24 protein-coding genes are annotated in these 26,218 nt (G+C 59.3%); 17 read left to right on the top strand and 7 right to left on the bottom strand.

The genetic code is table 11. From position 1 onward, the window contains the following. Positions 1-402 precede the first annotated feature (402 nt). The 6 genes from JQ567_RS03960 to JQ567_RS03935 all read left to right on the top strand — a co-directional run bounded on the left by JQ567_RS03960 (position 403) and on the right by JQ567_RS03935 (position 8,014). A complete protein-coding gene (locus JQ567_RS03960) occupies positions 403-1,464 on the top strand; it encodes a Gfo/Idh/MocA family protein (RefSeq protein ID WP_212437580.1) in 1,062 nt (353 codons plus the stop codon). Further along, positions 1,461-1,925, top strand: a complete 465-nt coding sequence (locus tag JQ567_RS03955) for an acyltransferase (RefSeq protein ID WP_212437579.1) — start codon at positions 1,461-1,463, stop codon at positions 1,923-1,925. Before JQ567_RS03960 ends, JQ567_RS03955 begins: the two co-directional genes overlap by 4 nt. 31 nt (positions 1,926-1,956) lie before the next feature. After that, the gene (locus JQ567_RS03950; protein WP_212437578.1) at positions 1,957-3,057 is read left to right on the top strand and encodes a DegT/DnrJ/EryC1/StrS aminotransferase family protein; all 1,101 of its coding nucleotides are present in this window, start codon (positions 1,957-1,959) and stop codon (positions 3,055-3,057) included. Between the two features lie 52 nt (positions 3,058-3,109). Continuing rightward, entirely contained in the window at positions 3,110-4,654 is a 1,545-nt protein-coding gene (locus JQ567_RS03945) for a lipopolysaccharide biosynthesis protein (RefSeq protein ID WP_212437577.1), read from the top strand. 3 nt (positions 4,655-4,657) lie between these two features. Further along, positions 4,658-6,496: an asparagine synthase (glutamine-hydrolyzing) gene (asnB, locus tag JQ567_RS03940; RefSeq protein ID WP_212437576.1), complete on the top strand. Its 1,839-nt coding sequence runs from the start codon at positions 4,658-4,660 to the stop codon at positions 6,494-6,496. 120 nt (positions 6,497-6,616) lie between these two features. Further along, positions 6,617-8,014 (top strand): hypothetical protein, encoded by a 1,398-nt coding sequence (locus JQ567_RS03935; RefSeq protein ID WP_212437575.1) that lies wholly within the window; start codon positions 6,617-6,619, stop codon positions 8,012-8,014. Between the two features lie 2 nt (positions 8,015-8,016). Here JQ567_RS03935 and JQ567_RS03930 read toward each other — a convergent pair whose 3' ends face one another. Next, positions 8,017-8,742 carry a bifunctional 2-polyprenyl-6-hydroxyphenol methylase/3-demethylubiquinol 3-O-methyltransferase UbiG gene (locus tag JQ567_RS03930; RefSeq protein WP_212437574.1) on the bottom strand — a complete coding sequence of 242 codons (726 nt, stop codon included), beginning with the start codon at positions 8,740-8,742 and terminating at the stop codon, positions 8,017-8,019. Positions 8,743-8,925: 183 nt separating this feature from the next. Between JQ567_RS03930 and JQ567_RS03925 the strand changes: the two genes are divergently transcribed. Genes JQ567_RS03925 through JQ567_RS03915 form a run of 3 tightly spaced genes read left to right on the top strand, consistent with a single transcriptional unit; the run spans position 8,926 to position 11,468 of the window. Continuing rightward, a complete protein-coding gene (locus JQ567_RS03925; RefSeq protein ID WP_212437573.1) occupies positions 8,926-10,014 on the top strand; it encodes a glycosyltransferase in 1,089 nt (362 codons plus the stop codon). Positions 10,015-10,054: 40 nt separating this feature from the next. Further along, the gene (locus tag JQ567_RS03920; RefSeq protein WP_212437668.1) at positions 10,055-10,624 is read left to right on the top strand and encodes a DapH/DapD/GlmU-related protein; all 570 of its coding nucleotides are present in this window, start codon (positions 10,055-10,057) and stop codon (positions 10,622-10,624) included. Then, positions 10,614-11,468, top strand: a complete 855-nt coding sequence (locus JQ567_RS03915) for a class I SAM-dependent methyltransferase (RefSeq protein ID WP_212437572.1) — start codon at positions 10,614-10,616, stop codon at positions 11,466-11,468. The genes JQ567_RS03920 and JQ567_RS03915 overlap by 11 nt, the downstream gene beginning before the upstream one ends. A 29-nt stretch (positions 11,469-11,497) precedes the next feature. Here JQ567_RS03915 and JQ567_RS03910 read toward each other — a convergent pair whose 3' ends face one another. The 4 genes from JQ567_RS03910 to JQ567_RS03890 form a co-directional block, all read right to left on the bottom strand. Further along, entirely contained in the window at positions 11,498-12,721 is a 1,224-nt protein-coding gene (locus tag JQ567_RS03910; RefSeq protein ID WP_212437571.1) for a glycosyltransferase family 4 protein, read from the bottom strand. Continuing rightward, entirely contained in the window at positions 12,718-13,668 is a 951-nt protein-coding gene (locus tag JQ567_RS03905; RefSeq protein ID WP_212437570.1) for an NAD(P)-dependent oxidoreductase, read from the bottom strand. The genes JQ567_RS03910 and JQ567_RS03905 overlap by 4 nt, the downstream gene beginning before the upstream one ends. Positions 13,669-13,822: 154 nt before the next feature. Next, positions 13,823-16,240 (bottom strand): glycosyltransferase, encoded by a 2,418-nt coding sequence (locus tag JQ567_RS39000; RefSeq protein WP_409363574.1) that lies wholly within the window; start codon positions 16,238-16,240, stop codon positions 13,823-13,825. A 259-nt stretch (positions 16,241-16,499) separates the two neighbouring features. Beyond that, complete coding sequence (locus JQ567_RS03890; protein WP_212437569.1) at positions 16,500-16,778, bottom strand: hypothetical protein; 279 nt, start codon at positions 16,776-16,778, stop codon at positions 16,500-16,502. 375 nt (positions 16,779-17,153) lie between these two features. Here JQ567_RS03890 and JQ567_RS03885 point away from each other — a divergent pair, with 375 nt between their 5' ends. The 8 genes from JQ567_RS03885 (at position 17,154) to JQ567_RS03850 (ending at position 24,514) form a co-directional block, all read left to right on the top strand. Beyond that, entirely contained in the window at positions 17,154-18,326 is a 1,173-nt protein-coding gene (locus JQ567_RS03885) for an ABC transporter substrate-binding protein (protein WP_212437568.1), read from the top strand. 234 nt (positions 18,327-18,560) lie between these two features. Then, positions 18,561-19,430: a branched-chain amino acid ABC transporter permease gene (locus JQ567_RS03880; RefSeq protein WP_212210124.1), complete on the top strand. Its 870-nt coding sequence runs from the start codon at positions 18,561-18,563 to the stop codon at positions 19,428-19,430. 6 nt (positions 19,431-19,436) lie between these two features. After that, positions 19,437-20,468: a branched-chain amino acid ABC transporter permease gene (locus tag JQ567_RS03875; protein ID WP_212437567.1), complete on the top strand. Its 1,032-nt coding sequence runs from the start codon at positions 19,437-19,439 to the stop codon at positions 20,466-20,468. Further along, entirely contained in the window at positions 20,465-21,217 is a 753-nt protein-coding gene (locus JQ567_RS03870) for an ABC transporter ATP-binding protein (protein ID WP_212437566.1), read from the top strand. The genes JQ567_RS03875 and JQ567_RS03870 overlap by 4 nt, the downstream gene beginning before the upstream one ends. Next, positions 21,210-21,923, top strand: a complete 714-nt coding sequence (locus JQ567_RS03865; protein WP_212437565.1) for an ABC transporter ATP-binding protein — start codon at positions 21,210-21,212, stop codon at positions 21,921-21,923. The genes JQ567_RS03870 and JQ567_RS03865 overlap by 8 nt, the downstream gene beginning before the upstream one ends. A 24-nt stretch (positions 21,924-21,947) precedes the next feature. Beyond that, positions 21,948-23,066, top strand: coding sequence for a cobalamin-independent methionine synthase II family protein (locus JQ567_RS03860; RefSeq protein WP_212437564.1), 1,119 nt, complete (start codon positions 21,948-21,950; stop codon positions 23,064-23,066). An 851-nt stretch (positions 23,067-23,917) separates the two neighbouring features. Next, entirely contained in the window at positions 23,918-24,199 is a 282-nt protein-coding gene (locus tag JQ567_RS03855) for a type II toxin-antitoxin system RelE/ParE family toxin (protein ID WP_212437563.1), read from the top strand. Positions 24,200-24,211: 12 nt separating this feature from the next. Continuing rightward, positions 24,212-24,514 (top strand): HigA family addiction module antitoxin, encoded by a 303-nt coding sequence (locus JQ567_RS03850; RefSeq protein WP_212437562.1) that lies wholly within the window; start codon positions 24,212-24,214, stop codon positions 24,512-24,514. Between the two features lie 143 nt (positions 24,515-24,657). Here the strand turns inward: JQ567_RS03850 and JQ567_RS03845 are convergent, their stop codons facing one another. Then, positions 24,658-25,506 carry a DMT family transporter gene (locus tag JQ567_RS03845; RefSeq protein ID WP_212437561.1) on the bottom strand — a complete coding sequence of 283 codons (849 nt, stop codon included), beginning with the start codon at positions 25,504-25,506 and terminating at the stop codon, positions 24,658-24,660. A 70-nt stretch (positions 25,507-25,576) separates the two neighbouring features. After that, positions 25,577-26,173 (bottom strand): TetR/AcrR family transcriptional regulator, encoded by a 597-nt coding sequence (locus tag JQ567_RS03840; protein WP_212437560.1) that lies wholly within the window; start codon positions 26,171-26,173, stop codon positions 25,577-25,579. Between the last annotated feature and the right edge of the window lie 45 nt (positions 26,174-26,218).

Below are 26,218 nucleotides of genomic sequence, written 5' to 3'. Positions count from 1 at the left end.
ATAGGGCGGAAGGAGCGATCCAGGCTTGAAATCGCGTCAGCGATAGATTTTTGTAAGATATACAACTTAAGGATGTTGAGGGGAACCTTCGTACAGGAGTGGTGCGAGGTGGTATAATGAGACCGTTGCCCCTTGCGCGTCGGTAGGTTGCCAAAGGTGCCCTGCGTCGCAGGTCCTTCACCATTGATGTCGGTGCGGTCACGCCTGGCCTGACCCGCAATTCTGTCACCAGGAGCCTCAAAGCAATGCAAGCTGTTGAAAAACATAGCTGCTTCGGCTATCCGGAGAAAATGGTTCGGCGGGGTGGGCAAGTTGATTTTGCGATGCCCGTGTCGCACGGGATCGAATAGTCCCGAATTGACTTCGAGAGCTCTTCGTGGCGAACCGCAAATTGGGTGATCAGTGATCAAATTTGGCTTGCTGGGGTGCGGACGTATCGCAAAGCGTCACGCTGATCTTCTTGGCGGCGGCCATATCGCTGGGGCCAAATTGGTTGCAGTCTGCGACGTCGTGCGTGAGCGGGCCGACACGATCGCCTCGCGGTTTGGCGTGCCGGCCTTCTACAGCATTGATGAATTTCTGAACCACAAGGATATGCAGGCGGTTTCGGTGTTGACGCCCAGCGGGATGCATCCCGCTCACGCCATTGCCGCTGCCAAGGCCGGCAAGCATGTCATCGTCGAAAAGCCGATGGCGCTCCGGCTCGAAGACGCCGATGTCATGATGAACGCCTGCGATGCTGCTGCCGTCAAGCTTTTCGTCGTGAAGCAGAACCGGTTCAATGTCCCCGTGATAAAGGCACGCGAAGCGCTCGAGGCCGGTCGCTTCGGACGGTTGATCCTGGGAACCGTAAGGGTGCGCTGGTGTCGTGATCAGGCCTATTATGATCAGGATAAATGGCGTGGAACCTGGGCATATGATGGAGGCGTTCTGGCCAACCAGGCAAGTCACCATGTTGATATGCTCGAGTGGTTCTTCGGCGACGTGGTCAGCGTACACGCCCGGGCGGCAACCGCGCTGGTGAACATCGAAGCCGAAGACACTGCAGTGGCGACGCTCAAATTCAAGAACGGTGCGCTCGGAATCATCGAGGCGACAACGGCAGTCAGGCCAACGGATCTCGAAGGCTCGTTGTCAATACTCGGTGAAGGGGGAGCCGTTGAAATTGCAGGATTTGCCGTCAACAAGATCCGGCACTGGCAGTTCTCAAAGGAGCTTGATTCAGACAGAGAGGTTATCGAAAGGTTCTCGGTTAATCCGCCAAACGTCTATGGCTTTGGCCACCAGGCCTATTACGAACATGTCGTCAAATGCCTCAACGATCAGGGGCCCGCGCTTGTCGATGGCCTTCAGGGTCGCAAGAGCCTTGAATTGATATCGGCGTTGTATGAATCCATTGAGACCGGCAAGGAAGTCTCTTTGAAGTTTGCTCCGCAATTATGCCGTCTCGGCGAACTGCCATGAACGAACCCGAAATCCGACAGGTGGGCGTGCGTGACGTGGTATTTGGCGCTCGCGTCACCATCGTCGAGCCGTGCAATCTGTACGGTTGCGAGATTGGCGACGATTGCTTTATCGGCCCCTTCACTGAAATCCAGAAATCAGTACGGATTGGATCGCGAACGCGCGTTCAGTCCCACGCGTTTGTTTGCGAGCTTGTCACGATCGGCGAAGATTGCTTCATCGGTCATGGGGTGATGTTCATCAACGACACGTTTTCGACGGGTGGCCCGGCTCGAGGCCGCAAAGAGTTGTGGCGCCATACCAAAATCGGAAATCGCGTGTCGATCGGATCGGGGTCGTCAATTCTTCCGGTTGAAATCTGCGACAATGTTGTGATCGGGGCAGGCGCCGTCGTTACCAAGGACATCACGTTGCCCGGATCGTACGCCGGAAATCCGGCGCGTCTAATTCGGCGCCATTGACAGCTACTGGTTCGAAATGAGGCTCCATCCCATGGCCGTGCCCTACGCCGACCTCCATCTGCAATATGAGAGCATCAAATCGGAAATCGATGCCGCGATCGCCGCGGTCATTCGTGACAGCTCCTTTATTCGTGGTCCGTACGTCGATAATTTCGAAACTGCGTTTGCGGCCGCCGTCGGCGCCCCCCATTGCGTGTCTTGCGCAAACGGCACGGACGCTCTTTACGTGGCGATGCGGGCTTTGGGAGTTTCGCCCGGCGATGAGGTGATCACGACCGCGTGGTCCTGGATCAGCACATCGGCGATGATTACGCATGCCGGCGCGAACGTCGTCTTTTGTGACACTGATGCCGGCACCTACACGATCGATCCGGCCGCGATCGAAAATGCCATCACGCCGCGGACGGTGGGAATCATTCCGGTCCATCTTTACGGTCAGCCGGCCGACATGGACGCGATCATGCAGATCGCGCGTCGACACAAACTGTGGGTGATCGAAGACTGCGCTCAGGCTCATCTGGCCGAATACCGAGGCCAGCAAGTCGGCACGTTCGGGGACGCGGCGACCTATTCCTTCTATCCCGGGAAAAATCTCGGAGCGATGGGAGACGCTGGCGCAATTGTTACCGGCCGCCCGGAACTTGCCGAGCGAATGGCAGTGTTGGCGCGACATGGCGGCCTTGTCAAACATCAGCACCGTATCGAGGGCATCAACAGTCGTCTCGACGGAATGCAGGCCGCTATCCTTTCGGCAAAGTTGCCGCATCTCGCTCGGTGGACGCAGGCTCGGCAGGCGGCAGCAATGGCCTATGATGCCGGCCTCAATCAGATCGAGGACGTTGTTGTCCCGCAGGTGGCTCCGGACCGCACCCATGTGTATCATCTCTATACCATCCAGCATCCGGAACGCGACAAGCTGGCCGCCCATCTGAGCGCAAACAACGTGCAAACCGCCGTCAACTACCCGGTGGCTCTTCCGTTTCTGGAGGCCTATGGACGATTGGAGCATCGTCCAGAGCAGTTTCCGAATGCGCATCGGGCTCAAAGCCGGATTTTGTCCTTGCCGATGTTTGCGGAAATCACGGCGCAGCAACAGAAGACCGTGGTCGATCTCATTCGTGCCTTCGGTTAGTCGTGCTGCGCAGTGCAGGCGATATCGATTATGAAATGGTTGCGCATTTCTCATGAAGAGCGGTTCCCGACTGCTGGCAAATTCGACCTGGAATGCCATGGCATTCCTCGTCAGCGTCGGGTTGAACTTGCTGATCTTGCCGTTTGTCGTCGGTAGGTTGGGCGTTGCATCCTTCGGTATGGCGGGGCTTGTCGTCGCCACCATTGCGCCTGCGCTCATTTTCAGCGGCTCTCTCGCCATGATGTCGACGCGCGAATTCGCCCGAACGCTCGCCACGGCAGCGCGCCATGAGACCCGACAGTTTTTTGCAACTGCCATGTTTCTCAGCCTGGCGGTAGGAATTCCACTTGTGGGCCTTTTTTGGCTCGTTGGCCCGGCCTTTGCGCAGCGCGTTTTTCATCTGGGCGGTGACCTGGTGGACGATCTTTTCGCTGCGTTCGCTTTCGGTGCGGTAGGGTGGCTTTTCCAGTGCATCGCCGGCGTGTGCCTGGCGCTGTTCACGGCCCATCAGGATTACGCACGGCTGGCTCTGGTGAGCGTCGCTGGCAGCGTGGCGTCGACACTTTCAATGCTTCTATTGATCCCGCAGTGGCCGCAGGCGTCGACTTTCATGGCCTGTCAAATGATCGGTTTTGCAGTCAATTTGTTGCTGTCGATGGTGCTGGCGCGGCTGCTATGTGCAGATGTGATGGCGTTTCCGGCGCTTCATGCCAGATCACTGGTAACTCTCCTGCACATCGGCAAATGGCAGGCGCTGGCTCAGGGCGGTGGATTGGTCGCCGGACAGGCGGAACGCTATTTGCTCGGCATGTTTCTTCAGCCGCAAAACGTCGGATACTATTCGATCGCACTGCGCGCGGAGGAAGCAATTTACATTGGTGTTCTCAAGATCGGCGAGATCCTGTTTCCATTTTTCAGTGCGTTGCAGGGCGAGAGCGACGAGCGCGTCGGCGACCTGTTCTTTCGCGCGTCCTGGATACTGAACGTGCTGGCCGTAACGGTGCTCGGAGCTCTGATTCCTGTGGCTGGTAATGTGCTGTACTTATGGACCGGCCCGGAAGTTGCTGCCGAAGGCCAGCGCGTGCTGATTGTGCTGGCCCTGGCAGGCATCCTTGGCAGCGGTACCAACGTTTTCACATTCTATCTCATGGCGAAGGGCAGGACACGCGCAAACGCCGCGATATCGCTGGTCACCGCGCTATTTACCCTCGGAACCAGTGCGGTGGCGCTTCCCTATTTTGGATGGCCGGCGGCGGGTTGGAGTGCATGTGCCGGCGCACTGGCCCAGATGGTTTTCATGACGCTGCTGCTGCGGCGGAGTTTCGCCTTGCCGGACATCGGGTTGCGGGTTTGGCATTTTGTCCTGATACCGATTGGAGTCGGGGTCGTCGGTGCAATCCTGTTGCGAGTCTTCATTACGACCTATGGGATAGATCAAGGTGCCGCTTTATGGGAGGTTGCCGGCTATTATGTTCTTTCGGCCGCGGCGATCCTGATGGCGGTCATTGCCGTTTCCAGCATCGGCCCCTATGGAGCAATTTGCCGGCAGGATCTGTATCGCATCGTAACGCGGTTTCTTCCCGCCCGGAGTTTCTGATTCATGTGCGGTATTGCTGGTATCGTCGATCTGCGCGGCGAAGCTGTCGCTCCATCTGCCATCGAGAAAATTACCGGCCTGATCGCTCACCGCGGTCCCGATGGTGCTGGATTTTGGTTCAGCGATGACAAGCGGATTGCGCTCGGACATCGGCGTTTAGCGATTATCGACCCCGGCGCCCGTGGCGATCAGCCGATGCATTCGGCAGATGGCCGTTTTGTCATCGTCTATAATGGCGAGGTCTACAATTTCCTCGAGTTGCGGGCAGAGTTGCAAGCTGCGGGGGTCCCGTTCCGCACTGAGTCCGATACGGAAGTTATCCTCGCTGCCTGGCAGGCGTGGGGACCGGACATGCTCTTGCGCTTCAATGGAATGTGGGCCCTGGCGATCGCGGACAAGGTATCTGGCGACGTTTTTCTCGCCCGCGACCGGTTCGGCATCAAACCATTGCTTTATTCGATTTCGGACGGCCGCCTGGTGTTTGCGTCGGAAATGCGCGCCATTGTTCGATCCGGATTGGTGCCTACCGACATCGATGCAGATGCTGCGCGCCGGATCATGGTCGATGCCTTTGGCATTGAAGGAAGCGAGCGGACCCTGCACCGGGAAGTCAAGCGGTTGCAGGGAGGGCACCATCTTTGGATAAGGGGCGGCCGTACCAGCGTTACGCGTTGGTGGCGTACGCTGGATCATCTGCCTCAGTTGCCCTCCACCGAGGTCGAGCGGGTCGAACGTTTCGGCCAGATTTTTCGAGATGCCGTGGCTTTGCGCATGCGCAGTGACGTGCCGATTGGCACTTGCCTGTCCGGTGGATTCGATTCCTCTGCCATCATTTGTACGATGTCCGAAGCCGAGAAGAAGGGGATGGGGCCGCGCGGCAATCATGCCTGGCGGCACGCCTTTGTCGCGTCGTTTCCGGGATCTCCCAACGACGAACGGCCACAGGCCGAGGAAGCCGCGGCCTGGGCCGGTGTTGAGCCCACAATACTCCAGATCGGTGACGACGACGCCTTGCGGGATTTCGATCGCGTGCTCGAAGACATGGACGAGGTCTACATTGGCCTGCCAACGGCCGTCTGGTTGATCTATAGGGAACTGCGTCGCCAAAAAGTGCTCGTTTCGCTCGACGGCCATGGTGCTGATGAATTGATGGGGGGTTATCTGCAGGCGGGTGGTACAGCGGCGTTTTGGATGCGTAACGTTCTTTCTGGCATCATGGAGCGCTGGCGGTTTTTGGCAAACGCGGTCGATTTCGCGCGCGCGGCACTGCTCAAGCGACGAGGCCATTTTTTTCTGCGGGGCGGACTTTCGTCGCTTCCACGGGGGTTCGCGGTGGTTGGCGATGAGGACCGTTTGCCGACCGAGTGGGGTTCCTTCAATCGCAGGCTCTATCGTATGCTCCATGGAACCGTTCTGCCGACAATCCTGCGGAACTTCGATCGCCTGTCGATGGCGCACGGGATAGAAGTGCGGATGCCTTTTCTGGATTGGCGGCTGGTGACCTATGCGGTTGCTCTTCCGGAAGAGGCCAAGTACGCCGACGGATACTCGAAGTTGATTGCGCGTCGAGCCATGGCCGGCTGCATGCCGGAATCAATCCGGACCGCAAAGCGCAAGATCGGCTTCAATTCGCCGATGCCGGAATGGTTGAACGGTCCGCTTTCTTCCTGGACCGCATCCTTGCTGGCAAAGAAGGTTGAGGCCTTCACGGAACTGGTCGATGAGCCGGCGTTCGAGAAGGCAGTTTTGAAGCTGAATCGTGACAGGTCGTGGGATTGGGAGTCGGCGGGGCGAATTTGGCCCTATCTCCATATGAAGTGGGTACTGGCTCGCCTGCCGTGATGACGTTTTGAAAGAGAATGGTATTTCCAATCCCTTCACTCCCGCTAGTTTCTTCTCGGGTTGTGAAATTCTGTCGACTCCCCGGCGCTCGATGCAGCGCCGACGGTGGCGGAGGTAGTCATGCTCGTGGCAAGCTATGTGTTGACAACCTTGGCGATATGCTGCGCCGCAGTCTATCTGTGCGCCAGGCTGCGGCTCTTTCTGACCGCGACCACGATGTTGCTGGCCTCATTGCTTCTTATTTATGGACCGGCATATCTCAGCTTCCTGCTGTCATCGGGCGAAAAGGCGATGCTGATCGCTCGATTGTCCGGCTCGGAGGGGGGCAGATCGGTCATGTACAGCATGATTCAGTCGGCCTCATCCGATTTCGACGCAATCATTGTTGCGATGAATATCTCGATTGCTTTGATGTTCGTTGGCGTTGTTGCCGGGGTCGAAATTGTTGACCGCGTGATTCCGGGGCGGGCTGCGTCTTTGAAAATCGCACTAGCCGACTGGAACTCACAAGCCCTGAGAGACAGCGTCGGCGGGACGCGAGTGTTGCTGGTGATCGCAGTCTGTTTGACTTTGTTCATGGCATGGATTTCTTTTAGCGAGGATCACCTTGGGACCATTGGATCGTTTTTGTCCATTAGCGGAGACGAGGCAGCAAGGGCTGCGTTCCGTCTGAACAACGGGGGGAGCCCAAACTATTTTTATCGAATGGCGCTGGGTGCAGTGGCCCCGATGCTGGTCGTATGGGGACTGCTGTCGGGCTGGGTCAACCGCTCATGGGGTCTGCTATTGGTGGCGGGCTTGCTTCTTGTTGCGGTCTTGATCGGAAAATCCGAGACCCTGAGCAAAGCGCCTCCTGCATTTTTCCTTATTCAGTTGATCGTGGCTGGCCTGCTTGTGTTTCGCAACAAGCTGACCTGGCGGAGCGCCCTTGTCGTCCTGTCTGCAATCAGTCTGATCCTGTACGTCGTCGTCAGGCTCACGATATCCCTCTACGACAATTTCGGCGCCTTGGGATTTCTGTATTACCGGATTTTTGAAGTGCCGAGCGAATCGGTTCTCGAGACGTTCGGCGCTTTTCCGGCCAAACACCCTCACACCTGGGGTGCGAATATCAGGCCGCTGGCAGCGATGATGGGACTCGATTACGTCCCTGCGTACACGATCATTTCGCAGCTTTGGCACAATACCAAAGACGCCACCAGCAACGCGCTCTTCATTGCCGACGCCTGGGTCGATTTTTCATATGGCGGTGTGATCGTCTTTAGTGCGCTGGCGGGCGCTACCTGTCGACTGATTGACTTGATCTACCTTGTAAATGGCAAAACCACGATCGGCATCGCGATGATGGCCGCGGCCTTTGGTGGCGTTCTCACGCTGCTGGTGAGCGCACTTAACACTGCATTTCTATCGGGAGGATTGTTGCTTGCGCCGCTCGTCGCGGGGGCCATTGTCGGAATAATCAAAGTTATGAAAGGGAACGCGAGGCTGCATGCAAAGCCGGCAGGAATTGGCACTTAAGTCTATTTAGCCAACACCATCAGCGACCAGCCTCCCAAAATACGGGCGGCAAGATCCGGCGAGACTTTTGATAACAGCGCGCGCGGTAGCTTCATCAAGTTGGTGCGTAACCTGCTGCTGTCAAGTTCAACTGCTCGCGCGGTGAAATCGGTGTCGATTATCTCGTAGCCGCAGTACCTGATCGTCTCGATCGCGGTTTCCTTGGTGAAATAATGCAGGTGCCCCACGCGTCGCCGCGCGTCCAGCAGCGTATCGCTCCGCGCTACCGCGAAGACCGATAGGTCGAGCGGGATATGAAAAATCTTGTAATCTGCGTAGCTGCGGATCGATTTGATGAATCCGATATAGTCGTCGACATGCTCGAACACATCAATGCACAGCAGGGCGTCGAAGTGGACGTTTTCGTCCAGCATGTTGGTGTTGACATAGTGTACGCCGGGACGTTCGCGCTTTCGCGCCAGCTCGAAGGCTTGCCCGGACATCTCATAGCCGACGAAAGTGCTTTCGGGCAGGAGAGTCTTGAGCTGCACCAGGATCTCGCCCGCGCCGCAGCCAATCTCTGCAATCCGGGACGGATTGAGATTGTTTCTGCGCAGGGTGCTGCAAATCTTGGCGGCCTTCCAGGCTGAATCCTCGGCATGCCAAGTGGGATTGTGCGCGAGATACTCCGCGTTGGAATAGATCGACTCTGTTTCGAGCTGGTGGCCCACGGTACTCTTGTTGCTCATGCGCTATTCCGGTCTCGCATACCCGCCGCCTGAAGCGAAAACTGACCTATTTCGCAGCAGCACATGAGGGTGTCAACTGTGCGCGCAGCAGTGGTCGGTTGGCACGAATGAAGCTACGGATGCGTTGGTGTTGTTATTCGTGTGCAGTTTGCTATCTCATGGCACCCTTTGGCGGACCCTTGAATGCGGTTATTTCAGAATAGCGCTCTTTACCCATCTTACCTGCAGCATTTTGATGGTCTTGCGGGCGGGGCCGTTAGCTTCGACGATCGACTGCGCGTATTCCTGGACGACAGGTTCGGTGTGTTGCATTTCCTCCAGCCGGTCATTGACCGGTCTCCCGATGCATTTTTTACCAATGCCAATGACAAGACGCTGCAGACGTACTGGGCGCGCGAGCACGGAATGGCGTCGGCGAGCACGCCGGAGGACATTCTACTGGCGCAGATCGAACATCATCGCGCTGACGTGTTCTACAATCTGGATCCGATCCGCTACAGCAGCAGCTTTGTTCGCAAGCTGCCCGGGTGTGTAAGGAAAGCCGTATGCTGGCGTGCTGCGCCATCGGGTGGCGTCGATCTGTCGGCCTACGATGCAGTTGTCAGTAATTTCCCCTCTATTCTTGATGATTGGCGACGGAAAGGCTGCAATGTTGCGCCGTTTTTCCCGGCGATTGATCCGCTGATGGATCAATATGGTCGCGGCGATCGACCTATCGACGTGTTGTTCGTTGGCGGTTACTCGCGACACCATTCGCGTCGTGCGCTCATTTTGGAGCGGGTCGCTGCACTCGCCGTGAGACGGAACGTGGTGTTCTGCCTTGACGCATCGCGTCTGACGCAGCTCGCCGAAACCGCTCTCGGGTTTTTGCCGCCCCTGAAGAAGCATCGCCGACCTCGCGCCATATCGAAAATTGCCAGACCACCGGTCTTCGGACGGCAGCTCTATGATCTCATCGGGCGATCCAAGATCGTGCTCAACGGGGCGATCGATATGGCGGGAGCGGATCGCGGCAATATGAGATGCTTCGAGGCCATGGGGTGCGGTGCCTTGCTGGTGTCGGATGACGGCCGGTACCCCGCGTCGATGGAACCTGGCGTCACAATCGCGACCTATGGCTCGCCCGAGGAAGCGCTTACCGTCATCGAGGAGCGGCTGGCGGACTGGGATGAATCGTCGAGGATTGCCGCGCTCGGTCGCGAAAGGGTCGCCGCCGCCCACAGTAAGCCATTGCAATGGAAGAGCTTTGTTGATCTCGTCGGGCGGTTATGATCGTGCTAATTACTCCCGGCCAATAGCGCAGTTGAACTACATGAACCTTCATCGTCTAGCCCAGCAGATCCTGGGGCGCGCAACCTGCAGGGTCGGTGCCAGGTCGCGCCTCAGTCAAGCGGCACGCATCAAAAATGCCGCCGGCGACTCCGATCGTATCCTGATTGGCAGCGATACATTTGTGCGCGGCGAGCTGATGACGTTCGGGCACGGGGGAAGAATTGCGCTGGGCGATTGGTGCTATGTGGGAGACGGAACTCGCATTTGGTCCGCGGTATCGATCGAAATCGGCCATCGCGTCTTGATTTCCCATTCCGTCAACATATTCGATAGCCTTACGCATCCGCTGCAAGCCTCGCAACGACACCAGCAGGCCAGGGAAATATTCGAGCGTGGCCATCCCCGTGAGCTGGCGTTGGGCGAGCAGCCTGTTACGATTCACGACGACGCATGGATAGGCGCGGGCGCCTTTGTGCTGCGCGGCGTCACCGTCGGGCAAGGTGCGATCGTTGCGGCCGGGGCGGTCGTCACCAGGGATGTGCCGGCGTTCTCGATCGCAGCGGGAAATCCCGCGGTCGTTGTCAGGGAGCTATCGCCCGATGAGCGCTGATCCCAAGCTGTCGTCCTGGGAAGAGGCGGTCGTCTGGTTTCGAAATCAACCCGAGCAGCAGCAAGTTGCGCGCGACGCATACTACGATGATCCATTGGTGGATGCCGCGGCGCGTTACCATGCATCGGAGGAGTGGCGCGCCGTCTCCAGAATATTGCATGGTCGTCGTGGCCGAGCGCTCGATATCGGAGCTGGCCGTGGTATCGCCAGCTACGCCCTGGCCCGTGATGGTTTCGCAGTCACGGCGCTTGAGCCCGACCCAAGCAAGATTGTTGGCGCAGCAGCGATACGCATGCTCGCGTTCGATGCCGGAATTGCCATTGACATTGTCGAGGAAGTTTCCGAGCGACTGCCGTTTGCTGATGGGAGCTTCGATGTCGTGTTTGCGCGAGCGGTGCTTCATCACACGACCAATCTGGAAGGTGCATGCAGTGAAATCTATCGCGTACTGAAACCGGGTGGCATTGCTGTTGCCGCCCGCGAGCATGTCATTAGTCGCGATTCCGACCTTCAGAAGTTTCTGGACCAGCATCCGCTGCATCGGCTCTATGGCGGAGAGAACGCCTTTCGTCTTGATCGGTACGTTGGCGCGTTGCGCACTGCCGGCTTTGAGCCGCTCGAGATACTTCCGCCCCTTACAAGCCCGATCAACTTGTTTCCTTACACCATTGAGAGCTTGCGATCGGCTGTCGTCTCACGGCTTTCGGCCAAGCTTCCCGTCCCCGGCTGGCGGACGCTCCTGAGTCATGACCGCATGTTCAGGTTCATGCTGTTGATCGCTGAACAATTCGACAACCGGCCCGGTCGACTCTATTCGTTTGTGGGATACAAGCCGGAGCAATGAAGCCAATGTCGGCCATCTCTCATTAAGAACTATTGCGACGTCTTGCTGGAAACGACATCCTCGTAGATGGCCACGGCCTGTTCTGCCGATCTCTCCCAGTTAAAGAGCTGAGTGACACGTGCGCGTCCGGCATCGCCCATCGCCTTGCGGAGTGGTTGGTCGGCACACAGCCGGTCCAGCGCCGAAGCGAGTGCTGCGGGATCGCCGGGCTTCATCAAGATCCCTGTGTCGGCGGAAACCTCAAATGGAATTCCGCCAATCAAGGTCGAGACGACCGGCAGGCCGCTGGCCATGGCTTCCAGAATGACAAGTGGCAAAGTATCGGCGCGCGAGGGAAAGACGAACAAGTCGACGCTCTGATAGAGGGCGCGCAATTCTTCGCGGCTGATGAAATCGGTGAATAGAATCTTTTCACTGCCAGCAGGCATGCCGTTGTCAGCAAGGAGCTGCGCATGCTCCTTCTGCGAGCGGATAGCACCGGCGACAACAGCCACAGCCTTTTCGCGCATCAGGGGCAGGGCTCTGAGCAGTACGTCCAGGCCCTTGTTTGCCGTGTGGTTACCCACATACAGCATAAGAGGACGATCGGCCGGAAGCGCGAAGCGTGCGACCAGTCGTTGCCGCTCTGCTTCTGAAACAGGAATCGTGAAGTAGGGGTCCACGCCATTGGACACGACGCGAAGATTGCGAGGATGGACCCCCATGCCGGATAGAATGGTTTCCTCCTGAGGCGAGAGCATCAGGACTCTCGCTGCGTTCTGCGCTACGTGAACGACCGGTCGACGCACGAGCAATTCCAGCAATGGCTTTTGCCAGGCCGGGGCACCAAAGCCTTGTGAGAATTCATTGAATTCGATGAACCCGTGCGTTGAAATCACGTAGGGGATTTTCAGCTCTTCGCAGGCCCGCGCCGCAGCCTTGAGCGCACCCGGTGGATGTGGATTGTGAAAATGAACGACATCGAACTGTCCCTGGCGAAGCCATGGCTTGATGTTCGCTCGCCATGCGAGAGTGACGGCTTGCCGCGGCAGGATCCGCCGCAGGGGCAGAAGGGGATTCACTGCCTTTTGGCGAACTATGCGCAGGCCGTTCTCGACGGTTTCGCCGTTGTCCTCGGCCATCAGCAACAACGCGCTGTCGATCTGCTTTGCGATTCTCTCGGTTAATTGGATCGCAGCCGATACCCCTCCGCTTGCCTTGAATGTGGGTGGCGTGACGACGACCGCGCCAACGCGCAGCTTGGTGGCCGTCACGTTAGTCCATCCTCCATCCGATTTGTCCATGCGCGATGCATGCTTTCGGCGAGTGAAATAGACGGGGCCCAGCCGGTAATTTGTTTCAGCTTCTGAGTTGACGCCTTCAGCATCGGACGATCAACAGCGCGCACACGACGCGGGTCCTGCTGAATATCGACGGTCACTCCTGCCGCCGTGCCGATCGTCGCGACGACGTCACCCACGGAGTGCGTATTTCCAGTGCCAAGATTCGAAATCAGCGGGCCGTCCTCGAAAGCATCGTGCCTGGCGAGGGCGCGGAATCCATAACCAACGTCGCTGACGTCGATGTAATCCCGGTGGGGGAACAGGTTTCCCAAGGCGAGTTGGTGGTTACCGGAAGCGAGCTGGCTGATGATCGCCGGTACGAGATGCGGGTTGGTCTCACCGGGCCCGACGACGTTGAAAAGTCTGACGATGATGCCGCGGACCTTGTTTTGGTTGTGGTAATGCCTGACAAAATGCTCGCCGTGCAATTTTGTGTAGCCGTAGACATCGACCGGGCCGAGGTCTTCGTCGCGTTCCAGATGCGCGTCGGGCAATGGTCGGTAGACGGCGGCCGAGGAAGCGAAGACGAACTTGGTCCCGGCCGGGGTTGCGTTCAGCAGATTGACGGTTCCTGCCACGTTGATTGCGACCGCATTCCCGGGTTCGGCTTCGCATGCTGGAATGAAATGAACTGCAGCCAAATGATAGATTATCGACGGCTGTATCTTCTTGAGCAATTCCGAAACCGCATCCGTATCCCGGATATCCTGCCGGTGCAGTACAAAAGCTTGCTCGTCCATTTGCGCCAGACGATGTTCACCGCTCGCCATATTGTCCAATACGTGGACTTCGCAATCTCGCTGGGCGATCAGCTGGCGCACCAACTCCCGGCCCACGTATCCGTTCCCGCCCGTTACCAAAACCAGACCTTTAGTCATAACAAGCGTGCCTTGGAGTGAAAGGTTTCGAATGGCTGATTGGAGCGCACTCTCTGGATAAGGAATAAACCTCTACGAGAGTCAACAGCTAAAAGTCATGCTTTCGGGGGCGCTAGCGTTCCGGGATTTGTCCCGACAGCTGCGAGCGATCTCATCAGTCATCGGACACAGCAGCGTCTTTGTTCAGAAGCCGACGCATCAGTTGCCGGTATGAATTCAACGCGGTTGGTCGTGCATAGCTACGGGCAATCTCGGTCGCCCGCCGACCCTTCTCTTGGGTATTGCCGGCGGCCGAAGCTGCAAACTCGACGGTACGAGCAATTGCGGCTGGGTCTTCGGGTTGTACGACCCAGCCCAAGTCATGTTCCTGCACTAGAAGAGCAGCCTCCGCATCCGGCTCGGAGCAGATTATCACTGGTCGTCCCACAGCGAGCAGATTGTAGATCCGGCTTGGTACAGACACGCCCGTATTGTTCTTACGATACGGGATTATCCAAATGTCGGCAGCCGACAGGAATTCTTCCAGCTCCGCTTCGGGTACGCGCTCAATCAAAGTGACGTTACGCAGGGGGGTTTCCGCCTGCCTTTTCTTCAATGTGATCCAGCCGACGCCCTCGCCCGAAAACAGGAAGTGAATGTCCGTATTGTGTTCCAGTATTCGAGCAGCTTCGAACACGGAGTTGGGGTCGTGAGTGAAGCCTGCGTTTCCAGACATGGCCACCAGAAATTTACTTCCGCAGCGGACACGAAAGGAATTTTCGGTGACGACTCGATGTCGAATAGGAAGCGTCGGCCAATTCGGGATAAAGACGATCTTGCGTGGCTGCATGCGTGGATAGGCCATCAACAGCACATTCATATCGCGCCCGATGGTGACGACAGCGTCGAGCGATTCGAACAAAACAGTGTTAGCCCAACGCATGATTTTGGTTACTATAGAGCGGGGATGCAGAATGCCGGCCATGACAAGCGTGTCCGGATAGAAGTCATGAATAATAAGTGCCGCGGGGACTTTGCGGAGCCTCGCTGCTAAAGTTACGGCGTACGGAACTGTGAAAGGTGTCGTAACGCACAGGATGGCATCCTCGCGGCGGGCGTGCTTCAGGATGGCAAAGAACACCTGTAAAGCGAACAGGACTGCGGCAAGTGATCTCGAAACCAGCGCTGATTTTCCTGGCCACCAGCTCTTTATCTCAATAACTGCGGGGAGGGATGACTTCGGGGACACCTTCGAGTTGGAGCCGGGCGTGCCCGACAGAACGGTGACGTCGCAGTCGCGAGCCAACTCCTCGGCGATCTCAGTCATGTAGGCCGCGGTCGTACTCGGAAACGGGGCATAATGCTGAGAAATGAGCAGGATTTTCCCAGCGCTCTGCACCTGGGGACTCGGCAGTGTCGAACTGTCTGGCGCCCGATAGATCTGCTGGTGCCGATTTCGCGTTAGCTCGTCGTAGAGTTCGACGACGGATTCCCCGATGATTTTGGCTGACAGCTTTTCGACGACGAGCTTTCTCGCAGCCTGTCCGTAACGGTCGCGAAGCTGGAACGAGTTCGCCAGGCCAAGGATCGCCGCAGCAAGTGCTGATGGATCCTCGATAGGCACCAGGACGCCGGTATGATCATGGATGACAATTTCGCGGCACCCCGGAGCGTCGGTAGCAACCATCGCTCTGCCGCAGGCTGCTGCTTCAAGCAGACTCATGGGCAGGCCTTCTCGATGCGACGGCAAGACCGCAAAATGGCAGCGCTGCCAAAGCGAGACGATATTTTCGATGTGTCCAAGCCAAGTGATTCCCGGCCGTTGGCTCCATTCCCACGCTTCTTCAATTTGGACGGAGGCGGGGTTGGCTGGATCGGGATTACCGGCAATGATCAGGTTTATATCGTGACCTTGTTCTCGCAAAATGCCGTGGGCGGCTACTAGCGCCCGAATTCCTTTGTCGGTTAGCAAGCGCCCGGCGAAGCCGATCGTAATTGGGCCACTCGGCTCCGGCAGCGGCTGCAACACATCAGTATCGACACCGGATCCGGGGATCAGGATAGTTCGACCTTGCTCTATTCCAAGGCTTTCGAGGGCGGACAGATCGTCGGGATTCTGGACGAGAACAACGCTTTGTTCCCTATTGAAGAGCCAAGGAAGGAGAATAGCCATGCTTCGTTTTAGAAGCCGTGTTCGCCAAGTCACCGACGTAAAGATGTAGCCCAGGCCGGTAATTGCGTTAACAAGCGGGATTTTTCTGCCCAAGGCTGCAATCGATCCATACACGCAGCATTGCAAACCGGAGTGATGAACGATCTGTGGCCTGATCTTGCTTTCAAGCCGTCGAAGCGCAGCGATTGTCGGAACTGCAGCAAATGGAGATAATCCGCCTCGGCGGAATGGTATCCTATGAAGCGTGAAGCCCTCTGCTTCTATGGCGGTTGCGCCTTTATCGACGCGCGTAGCCACGTGCACTTCATAGCCCGCGGCGCGCGCAGCTCTCGCCATCGGCAGCCGGTTGAGCAAAAACGCGAAGTCTTCGTTTACCACGTATAACAAGCGCGGGCGCGCGGTAGTCGTTGCGAAAGCCATGCAACTCACATTGTTGATTTACTGTTAGAGCGGTCCCGCACCCATCTGGGCTGATACCACAATGAAATGGACGTCGATGCCGTGGGCGTCGAAATGCCGAGTCACCCTACGCCGTTCGGGCTTCGAACTGAAGGGATCACGTCATCATTGTTGCCAAGGTTCGCAGATGGTATTTTGCGGTCGACGAGGAACGGGTGGCCGATCCGGCATACGAAGCGACCGGCCTTACGATACGGACGGCCGCTCTGTTATCGTCTCGTCAGCGAATTGTGTCCTGCGACGATGAGGCAGGTTTTGCCTCCTCGCCGCGCTCTGCGGCGGGCAGCAGCCGTTTCCGTTCGCGTTCCCTCATGAACTCGTCGTACTTCGCGGTGCCCGGCCGCGGTGGCGCGTCCGCCGGCACGCCTCCGGCCCAGGCCGGAATGGCGTCGCTGACCCCGGCCGAGATTTTTTCGTTGATGGTCCCGCAGCCGCTCAGGGAGCAGGCCGCGAGCGCGACAGCAACGTGGACAAGGAATTGGCGGGCACGGATCGACATGGGCGGCAGGTTACTCATTAGACCTTTAAGGATGATGGATTTGAGGCCGCCTTGCGGCAGGGCGCGACCTGCCGCTTATTTGTTGACAGCAACATTTTATTTGTACAAATGTACAAATGGAACGAAGGCCGGAGGCGGTCGGGCCGGCCGGTGGGTTTCGAAGCCGAGGACGGTGTTATAATACTGCCAACGACCTGACGCAGGAACGCCCCCGGTGAACGTGCCCGTCCAAGGAAACGCGCCCTTCGTCCGATTGACAACAGGCCGCGGTGAACCGCCATGTCGTGGCGCTACCCGGCCGAAAATTTGAGCTATGGTGAGGCAAGGGCCGGGGACTCGGCTCAAGGCACAAGACCGATCAGGGGGAGAAAATTCATGTCTATTCGTCGTCAATTGCTGCTGGCCGCAGGCGCGGTCGCCGGTGTACTGGCCATTATACCCGCGAAGGCGCAGGACGCCGTCAAGATCGGCCTGATCCTGCCGATGACCGGCGGGCAGGCCTCGACCGGCAAGCAGATCGACAACGCCGTCAAGCTCTACATGCAGCAGAAGGGCGACACCGTCGCCGGCAGGAAGATCGAGGTCATTCTGAAGGATGACGGCGCGGTCCCCGACAACACCAAGCGCCTCGCCCAGGAGTTGATCGTCAACGACAAGGTCAGTTTCATCGCCGGCTTCGGCGTGACGCCGGCAGCCCTTGCCGCGGCGCCGCTGGCGACCCAGGCCAAGATCCCGGAAATCGTGATGGCCGCGGGCACCTCGATCATCACCGAGCGTTCGCCCTATATCGTGCGCACCAGTTTTACGCTGGCGCAGTCCTCGACAATCATCGGTGACTGGGCCGCCAAGAACGGCATCAAGAAGGTCGCTATGCTGACGACCGACTACGCGCCCGGCAACGACGCGCTGAACTTCTTCAAGCAGAATTTCACCGCCGGCGGCGGCGAGATCGTCGAAGAGGTCAAGGTCCCCCTGCAGAATCCTGATTTCGCGCCGTTCCTGCAGCGGATGAAGGATTCGAAGCCCGACGCCGTGTTCGTGTTCGTGCCGGCAGGGCAGGGCGGCAATTTCATGAAGCAGTATGCCGAGCGCGGCCTCGACAAGGCCGGCATCAAGGTGATCGGACCCGGCGACGTGATGGATGACGACCTGCTCAACGGCATGGGCGATGCGGCGCTTGGCACCGTGACGGCGCATCATTACTCCGCCGCACATCCCTCCGCCGCCAACAAGGATTTCGTTGCGGCCTACAAGAAGGCCTATAACCAGCGTCCGGGCTTCATGGCGGTGGGGGGCTATGACGGCATCCATTTGATCTATGAGGCGCTGAAGAAGACCGGCGGCAAGACCAACGGCGATGCGCTGGTCGAGGCCATGAAGGGCATGAAGTGGGAAAGCCCGCGCGGCCCGATCTCGATCGATCCGGAAACCCGCGACATCGTGCAGAACGTCTACATCCGCAAGGTCGAGAAGGCCGACGGGGAACTCTACAACGTCGAATTTGCGACCTTCGAGGCGGTCAAGGATTCCGGCAAGACGAAGAAGTGACGGCGAAGCCGTCATCCCCGATGTGCACTTGCACATCGCGGGGCGCGCGTCCGCTCTCTCCGTCATGCCCGGCCTTGTGCCGGGCATCCACGTCCTTGTTCGCCGTACCGCAAGGAAGACGTGGATGGCCGGGCATAGGCGAGCGGAAGCGACGCCGTCCTTCAGACGGCTATGCCCGGCCATGACGACGTTGCAAATTTGGTGTCTCTCTCTAACGTTCGCTAAGCCGATCCCATGACCACACTCTTCACCATCCTGTTCGACGGCGTCGCCTACGGCATGCTGTTGTTCGTGCTGGCCTGCGGCCTTGCGGTGACGCTCGGGCTGATGAACTTCGTCAACCTCGCCCATGGCGCGTTCGCGATGACCGGCGGCTATGTTTGCGCCGTTCTGGTCAACAATTCCGGCTGGCCGTTCTTCGCGGCGCTGCCGCTCGCCTTCGTCGTCAGCGCGGTGATCGGCGTGGCGCTGGAGCGCACGCTCTACCGCCATCTCTACACACGAAGCCATCTCGACCAGGTGCTGTTCACGATCGGCCTCACCTTCATGTCGGTGGCGTCGGTCGATTACATCATGGGATCGTCGCGCATCTTCATCAAGCTGCCGGCGGCGCTCGAGGGCCAGTTCGATTTCTTCGGCGTCGGCATCGGCCGCTACCGGCTGATGATCATCGTGATCTGCGGCCTGCTCACGGTGGGGCTGCAGTTGATCCTGGCGAAAACCCGGTTTGGCAGCCGTTTGCGCGCCGCGGTCGATGATCCCCGTGCCGCCAGTGGCCTCGGCATCAACGTGCCGCAGGTGTTTGCCTTTACCTTTGCCTTCGGTTGCGGCCTTGCCGGTCTGGGCGGCGCGCTGAGCGCCGAAATTCTCGGCCTCGATCCGTATTTTCCGCTCAAGTTCATGATCTACTTTTTGATCGTGGTCACCGTCGGCGGCTCCTCCAGCATCACCGGGCCGTTTTTGGCGTCGCTGCTGCTCGGCATCGGCGACGTCGCCGGTAAATATTACGTGCCGAAGATGGGGCCATTCGTCATCTACACCATCATGATCGTGATCCTGATCTGGCGCCCGAACGGTCTGTTCGGCCGCACCGCGGCGCGGTGAGCCGATATGAGCGCGCTTCCCGAAGTCTCGTCTCATGCCATGGCTCGCTCCCGCTGGCGCGGAGGCGAAATCGCGTTCTGGGTTCTGGTGCTGGCCTGCGCATTCCTGTTTCCGTCGCGCTATCTGATCATGACGGATATCCTGCGGCTGGCACTGTTCGCGCTGTCGCTCGATCTGATCCTTGGCTATGCCGGTATCGTGTCGCTCGGTCATGCCGCCTTCTTCGGCGTCGGCGCCTATTGTGCCGGGCTGCTGGCGCTCCACGGCATCATCACCGAACCGGTGATTGCATTGGTCGCGGCGGGTCTCGTCGCCATGGTGCTCGGCTTTCTCACCAGTTTCCTGGTGATCCGCGGCGTCGACCTGACGCGGTTGATGGTGACGCTCGGGATCGCGTTGCTGCTGGAGGCGCTGGGTGAGCGTTTCTCCAACATCACCGGCGGCACCGACGGCCTGCAGGGCATCGAGATGGCGCCGATCCTTGGGTTGTTCGCCTTCGACATGTTCGGCAAGACCGGCTTCTTCTATTCGCTGATCGTGCTGTTCCTGCTGTTCCTGCTCGCGCGGCGGGTGGTGAACTCGCCATTCGGCCTGTCGCTGCGCGCGATCAAGAACAACCCGCTGCGGGCGTCCGCCATCGGCGTGCCGGTCAACCGCCGCCTGATCGCGATCTATACGCTGGCCGCGTTCTACGCCGGCATTGCCGGCGCGCTGTTCACCCAGACCACGGCGCTGGCCTCGCTCGACGTCTTCGCGTTCGAAAAATCGGCCGATCTGATGCTGGTGCTGGTGCTCGGCGGCACCGGCTATCTTTATGGCGGCCTGATCGGCGCGGTCGTGTTCAAGATGCTGCAGGAATTCTTCTCCACCATCACGCCGCAATACTGGCTGTTCTGGATCGGTCTCGTGCTGGTCGTGATCGTGCTGGTCGGCCGTGACCGCATGCATCGCTGGGCGCTGTGGCTGCCCAATCTCGTGATCCGGAAAATCGCCGGACGCAAAGCCGTCGTGGCCGTTCCCGAAAGTGACGCGCCATGACGATCGCGCTGGAAACCAAGGGATTGGAAAAATCATTCGGGGGCCTGCGGGTCACGCGTGACCTCTCGCTGCGGGTCGAGCAGGGCGCCCGCCATGCCCTGATCGGGCCGAACGGCGCCGGCAAGACCACGGTCATCAACCTGCTCACCGGCGTGCTTGCCCCCAATGCCGGGCGCATCCTGCTCGAGGGCAACGACATCACCGATCTGCCTGTTCACAAGCGGGTGTTGCGCGGCCTGTCGCGCACCTTCCAGATCAACCAGCTCTATGCCGATCTGACGCCGCTGGAGACCATCGGGCTTGCGGTGTCCGAACGGCTCGGCCGCGGCGGCGACTGGTGGCGGCGGATGGGGACGCGCGACGACGTCAACCAGGAGGTCGCCGAGACGCTGTCGCGCTTTCACCTGCTCGACGTCATGAATGAACTCACCGCGACGCTGCCCTACGGCAAGCAGCGCCTGCTCGAGATCGCGGTCGCGATCGCGACCAAGCCGCGGGTGCTGCTGCTCGACGAGCCCGCCGCCGGCGTGCCCGAGAGCGAGCGCCACGATATTCTGGCGGCGGTCGCCGCCCTGCCGCGCGACGTTACGGTGCTTTTGATCGAGCACGACATGGATTTGGTGTTTTCGTTCGCCGACCGGATTTCGGTGCTGGTCAACGGCGCCATGCTGGTCGAAGGCCCGCCGGAGGAGGTGGCGCGCGATCCCCAGGTCAAGGCGGTCTATCTCGGCGAGGCGGCCGATGTCTGATCTTCTAGCCATCAACGGCCTGCGCGCCGGCTACGGCGAGGCGGTGGTGCTGCCCGGTATGTCGCTGACGCTGGGCGAAGGCCAGGTGCTGGCGCTGCTCGGCCGCAACGGCACCGGCAAGACCACGCTGATCAACTCGATCGTCGGGATCACGCGCCGTTTCGGCGGCACCGTCGCGCTTGGCGGGCTGGATATCACGCCGATGCGGCCGGACCAGCGGGCGCGCGCCGGGATCGGCTGGGTGCCGCAGGAGCGCAACATCTTCCGCTCGCTGACGGTGGAAGAGAACATGACGGCTGTCGCCCAGCCCGGGCCCTGGACCGTCGACAAGGTTTACGAAATGTTTCCGCGGCTGAAGGAACGCCGCAGTAATTTCGGCAACCAGCTTTCGGGCGGCGAGCAGCAGATGCTGGCAATCGGCCGGGCGCTGACGCTCAATCCGAAGGTGCTGCTGCTGGACGAGCCGACCGAGGGGCTGGCGCCCATCATCGTCGAGGAACTGCTGCGGGCGCTCGGCACCATTACCCGCGCCGGGGGCATCTGCTCGATTATTGTCGAGCAGAATGCCCAAAAGATTCTGGGGTTGGCCGACCGGGTTGTGATATTGGAACGCGGCGCGATCGTGCATGATGCGGCTTCCAGCGCGTTGAAGGCCGATCCCGCGGTGCTCGAACGCTATCTCGGCGTCGCCGGCGCCGCACATTAATTGAGTTTCCTCAGGAGCAAGACCATGCAGCGAACCAAAGCCCCGTTCCGTGCCGACGAGGTCGGCAGCCTGTTGCGGCCGCAGCGCATCAAGGAGGCGCGCGCCAAACTGGAGAAGGGCGAGATCACGGCCGAGGAGCTGCGCAAGGCCGAGGACATCGAAATCGAAAAGGTCGTGCACAAGCAGGCCTCGCTCGGCCTCAAGCTGGCGACCGACGGCGAGTTCCGCCGCTCCTGGTGGCATTTCGATTTCCTCAAGGACCTGACCGGCTGCGAATTGTATCATCCCGACCAGGGCATCCAGTTCGCCGGCGTCCAGACCCGGCATGACGCCATCCGCGTCATCGGCAAGCTCGACTTCCCCGACAACCATCCGATGCTCGATCACTTCAGGTTCCTGAAGAAGCATTGCGACACCGCGCATGTCACCGCGAAGATGACGATCCCGTCGCCCGCGGTGCTGCATTTCCGCGGCGGCCGCAAGGCGATCTCCAAGGACGTCTATCCCGACCTGGAAACCTTCTTCGAGGACCTCGGCAAGACCTACCGCAAGGCGGTGAAGGCGTTCTACGACGCCGGCTGCCGCTATCTGCAGTTCGACGACACCGTGTGGGCCTATCTCTGCTCCCAGGACGAGTTGCAGAAGGCGCGCGAGCGCGGCGACAATCCCGACGGCCTGCAGGAGATCTATGCCCGCGTCATCAACTACGCGCTGGCCGAGCGGCCGGCCGACATGATCGTCACCACCCATGTCTGCCGCGGCAATTTCCGCTCGACCTGGATTTCCTCCGGCGGCTACGAGCCGGTGGCGGAGACCATGCTGGCCGGCACCAATTACGACGGCTATTTCCTGGAATATGATTCCGACCGCGCCGGCGGCTTCGAACCGCTGCGTTATCTGCCGAAGGGCAACAAGGTGGTCGTGGTCGGCGTCATCACCTCGAAGTTCGGCGAGCTCGAGAACAAGGAAGACGTCAAGCGCCGGCTGTTGGAGGCCGCAAAATTCGCGCCGCTCGAACAGCTCGCGGTGTCGCCGCAATGCGGCTTCGCCTCGACCGAGGAAGGCAACATCCTGTCCGAGGAAGAGCAGTGGGCCAAGCTGAAGCTCGCGGTCGATGTCGCGAACGAAGTGTGGGGGAAGTAGCTCCATCTCACCGCGTCGTCCCGGACATCTCCACCTGTCGTCCCGGCCTTGAGCCGGGACCCATACGCCGCGGCCCATCGGTGAGAACCGTGGCGTCAGATACCTTCTTCAACAATAACTGCCGCGGCGTATGGGTCCCGGGTCAAGCCCGGGACGACGGCTGTGTTTGTCGCTGCACCATTATCCAAACGCACTTTTGCGATCTCGCGACCTGATCGGCCCGAGGTTTGCCAGAAATTCCTTACCCTCTTCGAAATCAAAGGGCGCAGGGAATGCCGGATGCACGCTGCACCCGCGGTCTCGCGTGCGGTTTGCACAAAACAAAATGCACACGAGCATACAGGGCAGCGGAGGCGATCCGACATTCCCTGCGCAGTGGCTTTACGGCTTATAACGCGATCTCCCCGGTGAACGGGCTTCCTTGCCACCGTCATCCCCCATCAGCTTTTGGCTTCTCGGGAACTTGACACCAGCAACGGGGTGTCAGGACCACGCGTCTTCGCCGTACGCCGCTGTCGCGTTACGTCTCCGCAACATCAGCGTCCACCGCAACCCGTCCAACGTCCGTGACGACGGCCGACGCCCTCTGAGTGGGACGGGATGGGCAAAGATATGCCCCTGATTTGGCCTTCTGGAAAAGCGAAATATTTTTTATTTCGGGGCTTGACATGATTTCTGTAAATCAGAACTGATTTGCCCGACGGGTTGTTTTGTCGCACCCGGCACATCCAGTTTGCTATTGCGCAAGCGGCGGCGCGAACCCCGGATGTTCGGATTCCGCACATCCTCATCTGTATCACTACTTGATACAATGTCATTGACATGTGTATCGCGTATTGATACATTTGGTCATGATCAGGGGATTCAAGAACTCCCTCACGGAAGACGTGTTTAATGGCGTAGTCCGCAAGGGATTTCCAGCCGACTTGATCAAGGTTGCCCGCCGCAAGCTCCGTTTTCTGCACGCCGCGCACATTCTTGCCGATTTGCGCGTCCCGCCCGGCAATCGGCTGGAGGCTCTCAGGGGTGATCGGGCAGGCCAACACTCGATCCGCGTCAATGACCAATTCCGGATTTGCTTTGTTTGGACTCCGGATGGACCACGAGACGTTGAATTGACGGACTATCACTAAGGAGAACCGCTAATGGCCAGGAAACTTGCTCCCATGCACCCCGGTGAAGTTCTTCGGGAAGAGTTCTTGCTGCCGCTCGGGCTATCGTCCGGAGCGTTGGCAAAGGCTTGCGGCGTTCCGCGGACGCGCATTGAACGGCTGTCGAACGAGGAAACTGGCATAACCGCCGACACCGCCTTGCGCCTGTCGAGGGCCTTCGGCACCTCGCCAGAGCTCTGGTTGAACCTTCAGACCGATTACGACATCCAGATTGCAAAGCGGCACATGGGCAAAGACCTCGCCAAGATCGAGCCGATCAAGACGAAAGCTGCCTAGAACGTAGGGCGGACTAGCGAAGCGCAATCCGCCGATCTTTTTGTCCCTTTCTGAAATGATCGGGAGCTGCGTCGATGCTCTTCTTGACCAAGGGGTGTGGCTTGGGCCGGAGGGAGCAACGGCGGTCACGCCTCGCTAGCCCCCTACGCGCGACGCACTTGCGTAATGGCGACGCCCGAAATGGCGAGTAGCGCCCCGATAGCCAGCGTCGGGGTCACGCGGTCGCCAAGGAACAACACGCTCGAAATCAAGGCGAAGACCGGAAGCAGCAGCGCGAATGGTGCCACGCGGGCCATGGTGCAACGGGCGATCAGCCAGAACCAAAGGCCAAACCCGACAATTCCTCCGATGAAAATAGTGTAGGCGAGCGCCATCCAGCCACGTTCGTCCGCCGTGACAAGGGTCGTCAGTTGTCCATGTTCAAGGAACAGCGACATCAACATGACCTGCGGTACCGTGAAAAGTGACGACCACCCCGTCAACATCAAGGGATCGAACGGGCCATGGCGCTTGGTCAGGACGTTGGCGACCGCGAACGCGAAGGCAGCCCCGACCACCAGCAGGATCGGTAAGGCATTTGCGGACAGGGCCGGCCCGGCGGCCAACACGACCACGCCGCCGAAGGCAACCAGCACACCGGCGGACGTCATCAGCGACGGCCGCTCCGCAAGCAGCGGCCAGGCCAACAGGACCGTAAAGGGCGTAGCGAGCTGATAGGCGACGGCAGACATGCTGCCTGAACCGAGCCCCAGGCCCACATAGAATAATCCGAAATTCAGTCCACCAAGGAAGACCGAGATGACAGCGACAGGGCCGAATTCTTGACGTGTCGGCCTTGCGACGAAGGGGATGAGCAGCAGCGCTATGGCGAGGAAGCGCAGTCCAAGGAAGAAGAGTGGCGGAAACTGCACCACGCCCACTTTGATGGCTACGAACTGATAGCCCCAGATTAGAGGCACCAGCACCGCGCAGGCGATCTGAATGGCAGACATGGCATCCTCATTTTAAGACCAATCGGTCCAGATATAGGCGCGATGATACGGCGTGCGTCCATGGATTGAGCTACTTGATGAAGCGGTCGAGAAGGGCGTCAGCAGTGGCTTGCGACGTGGTGCGCGTTGGTCCCGTTTTGCCGACCACCCGAAGTCCCTCGACGAAGCAGACCAGTATCCGCGCGGCACTTGCAGGCTCAACACCAGCGGCCAGATCGCCGGTTGCCTTTGCGCGCGAGAGTGCGCCGGCGACCCTGGCCTCCATGGCTTTGAAAAAACCGCCGATGCGACCTTCGACATCCGAATCGTGGCCAGCCATTTCCATCGCTGTGGCCACCAGCAGGCATCCGCGCCGACCGCTGGCGCCGCTTGTGCGGTCGACGTAACCAGCAAGGAAGGTCCGCAGGCCATCAACCGGCGCGTGGCGCGGACCGAGTTCGACGTCCATCCGCGCCAGAGCGTCGGCGATATAGCGATCGAGCGCACGCAGGAAGAGCGCGTGCTTATCCCCGAAGGCGGCATAAAGGCTGCCGCGCGAAAGCTTCGTCGCTCGAAGCAGGTCTGGAAGCGCCGTGCCGTGATAGCCGCGTGACCAGAACACACCCATGGCGCGCTCGACGGCGGCTTCCGTGTCGAAACCACGGGGCCGGCCACGCGGCAACTGCATTGGGGATTGGCGTGCCATAACCGTACATATAGACCGAACGGTCTT

This window comes from Bradyrhizobium sp. AUGA SZCCT0431 (assembly GCF_018131065.1).
In the GTDB taxonomy this organism is placed as follows: Bacteria; Pseudomonadota; Alphaproteobacteria; order Rhizobiales; family Xanthobacteraceae; genus Bradyrhizobium.
Note: the sequence above shows the minus strand (reverse complement) of the source record. Positions and strands in the feature narration are given on the sequence as shown.

What these genes read in the sequence shown, in the direction of transcription:
- JQ567_RS03955 (WP_212437579.1), top strand. Translation starts at nt 1,461, where the DNA reads ATGAACGAACCCGAAATCCGACAGGTGGGCGTGCGTGACGTGGTATTT.
- JQ567_RS03950 (WP_212437578.1), top strand. Translation starts at nt 1,957, where the DNA reads ATGGCCGTGCCCTACGCCGACCTCCATCTGCAATATGAGAGCATCAAA.
- JQ567_RS03945 (WP_212437577.1), top strand. Translation starts at nt 3,110, where the DNA reads ATGAAGAGCGGTTCCCGACTGCTGGCAAATTCGACCTGGAATGCCATG.
- asnB (WP_212437576.1), top strand. Translation starts at nt 4,658, where the DNA reads ATGTGCGGTATTGCTGGTATCGTCGATCTGCGCGGCGAAGCTGTCGCT.
- JQ567_RS03935 (WP_212437575.1), top strand. Translation starts at nt 6,617, where the DNA reads ATGCTCGTGGCAAGCTATGTGTTGACAACCTTGGCGATATGCTGCGCC.
- JQ567_RS03930 (WP_212437574.1), bottom strand. Translation starts at nt 8,742, where the DNA reads ATGAGCAACAAGAGTACCGTGGGCCACCAGCTCGAAACAGAGTCGATC.
- JQ567_RS03925 (WP_212437573.1), top strand. Translation starts at nt 8,926, where the DNA reads ATGCGGTTATTTCAGAATAGCGCTCTTTACCCATCTTACCTGCAGCAT.
- JQ567_RS03920 (WP_212437668.1), top strand. Translation starts at nt 10,055, where the DNA reads ATGAACCTTCATCGTCTAGCCCAGCAGATCCTGGGGCGCGCAACCTGC.
- JQ567_RS03915 (WP_212437572.1), top strand. Translation starts at nt 10,614, where the DNA reads ATGAGCGCTGATCCCAAGCTGTCGTCCTGGGAAGAGGCGGTCGTCTGG.
- JQ567_RS03905 (WP_212437570.1), bottom strand. Translation starts at nt 13,668, where the DNA reads ATGACTAAAGGTCTGGTTTTGGTAACGGGCGGGAACGGATACGTGGGC.
- JQ567_RS39000 (WP_409363574.1), bottom strand. Translation starts at nt 16,240, where the DNA reads ATGGCTTTCGCAACGACTACCGCGCGCCCGCGCTTGTTATACGTGGTA.
- JQ567_RS03890 (WP_212437569.1), bottom strand. Translation starts at nt 16,778, where the DNA reads ATGTCGATCCGTGCCCGCCAATTCCTTGTCCACGTTGCTGTCGCGCTC.
- JQ567_RS03885 (WP_212437568.1), top strand. Translation starts at nt 17,154, where the DNA reads ATGTCTATTCGTCGTCAATTGCTGCTGGCCGCAGGCGCGGTCGCCGGT.
- JQ567_RS03880 (WP_212210124.1), top strand. Translation starts at nt 18,561, where the DNA reads ATGACCACACTCTTCACCATCCTGTTCGACGGCGTCGCCTACGGCATG.
- JQ567_RS03875 (WP_212437567.1), top strand. Translation starts at nt 19,437, where the DNA reads ATGAGCGCGCTTCCCGAAGTCTCGTCTCATGCCATGGCTCGCTCCCGC.
- JQ567_RS03870 (WP_212437566.1), top strand. Translation starts at nt 20,465, where the DNA reads ATGACGATCGCGCTGGAAACCAAGGGATTGGAAAAATCATTCGGGGGC.
- JQ567_RS03865 (WP_212437565.1), top strand. Translation starts at nt 21,210, where the DNA reads ATGTCTGATCTTCTAGCCATCAACGGCCTGCGCGCCGGCTACGGCGAG.
- JQ567_RS03860 (WP_212437564.1), top strand. Translation starts at nt 21,948, where the DNA reads ATGCAGCGAACCAAAGCCCCGTTCCGTGCCGACGAGGTCGGCAGCCTG.
- JQ567_RS03855 (WP_212437563.1), top strand. Translation starts at nt 23,918, where the DNA reads ATGATCAGGGGATTCAAGAACTCCCTCACGGAAGACGTGTTTAATGGC.
- JQ567_RS03850 (WP_212437562.1), top strand. Translation starts at nt 24,212, where the DNA reads ATGGCCAGGAAACTTGCTCCCATGCACCCCGGTGAAGTTCTTCGGGAA.
- JQ567_RS03845 (WP_212437561.1), bottom strand. Translation starts at nt 25,506, where the DNA reads ATGTCTGCCATTCAGATCGCCTGCGCGGTGCTGGTGCCTCTAATCTGG.
- JQ567_RS03840 (WP_212437560.1), bottom strand. Translation starts at nt 26,173, where the DNA reads ATGCAGTTGCCGCGTGGCCGGCCCCGTGGTTTCGACACGGAAGCCGCC.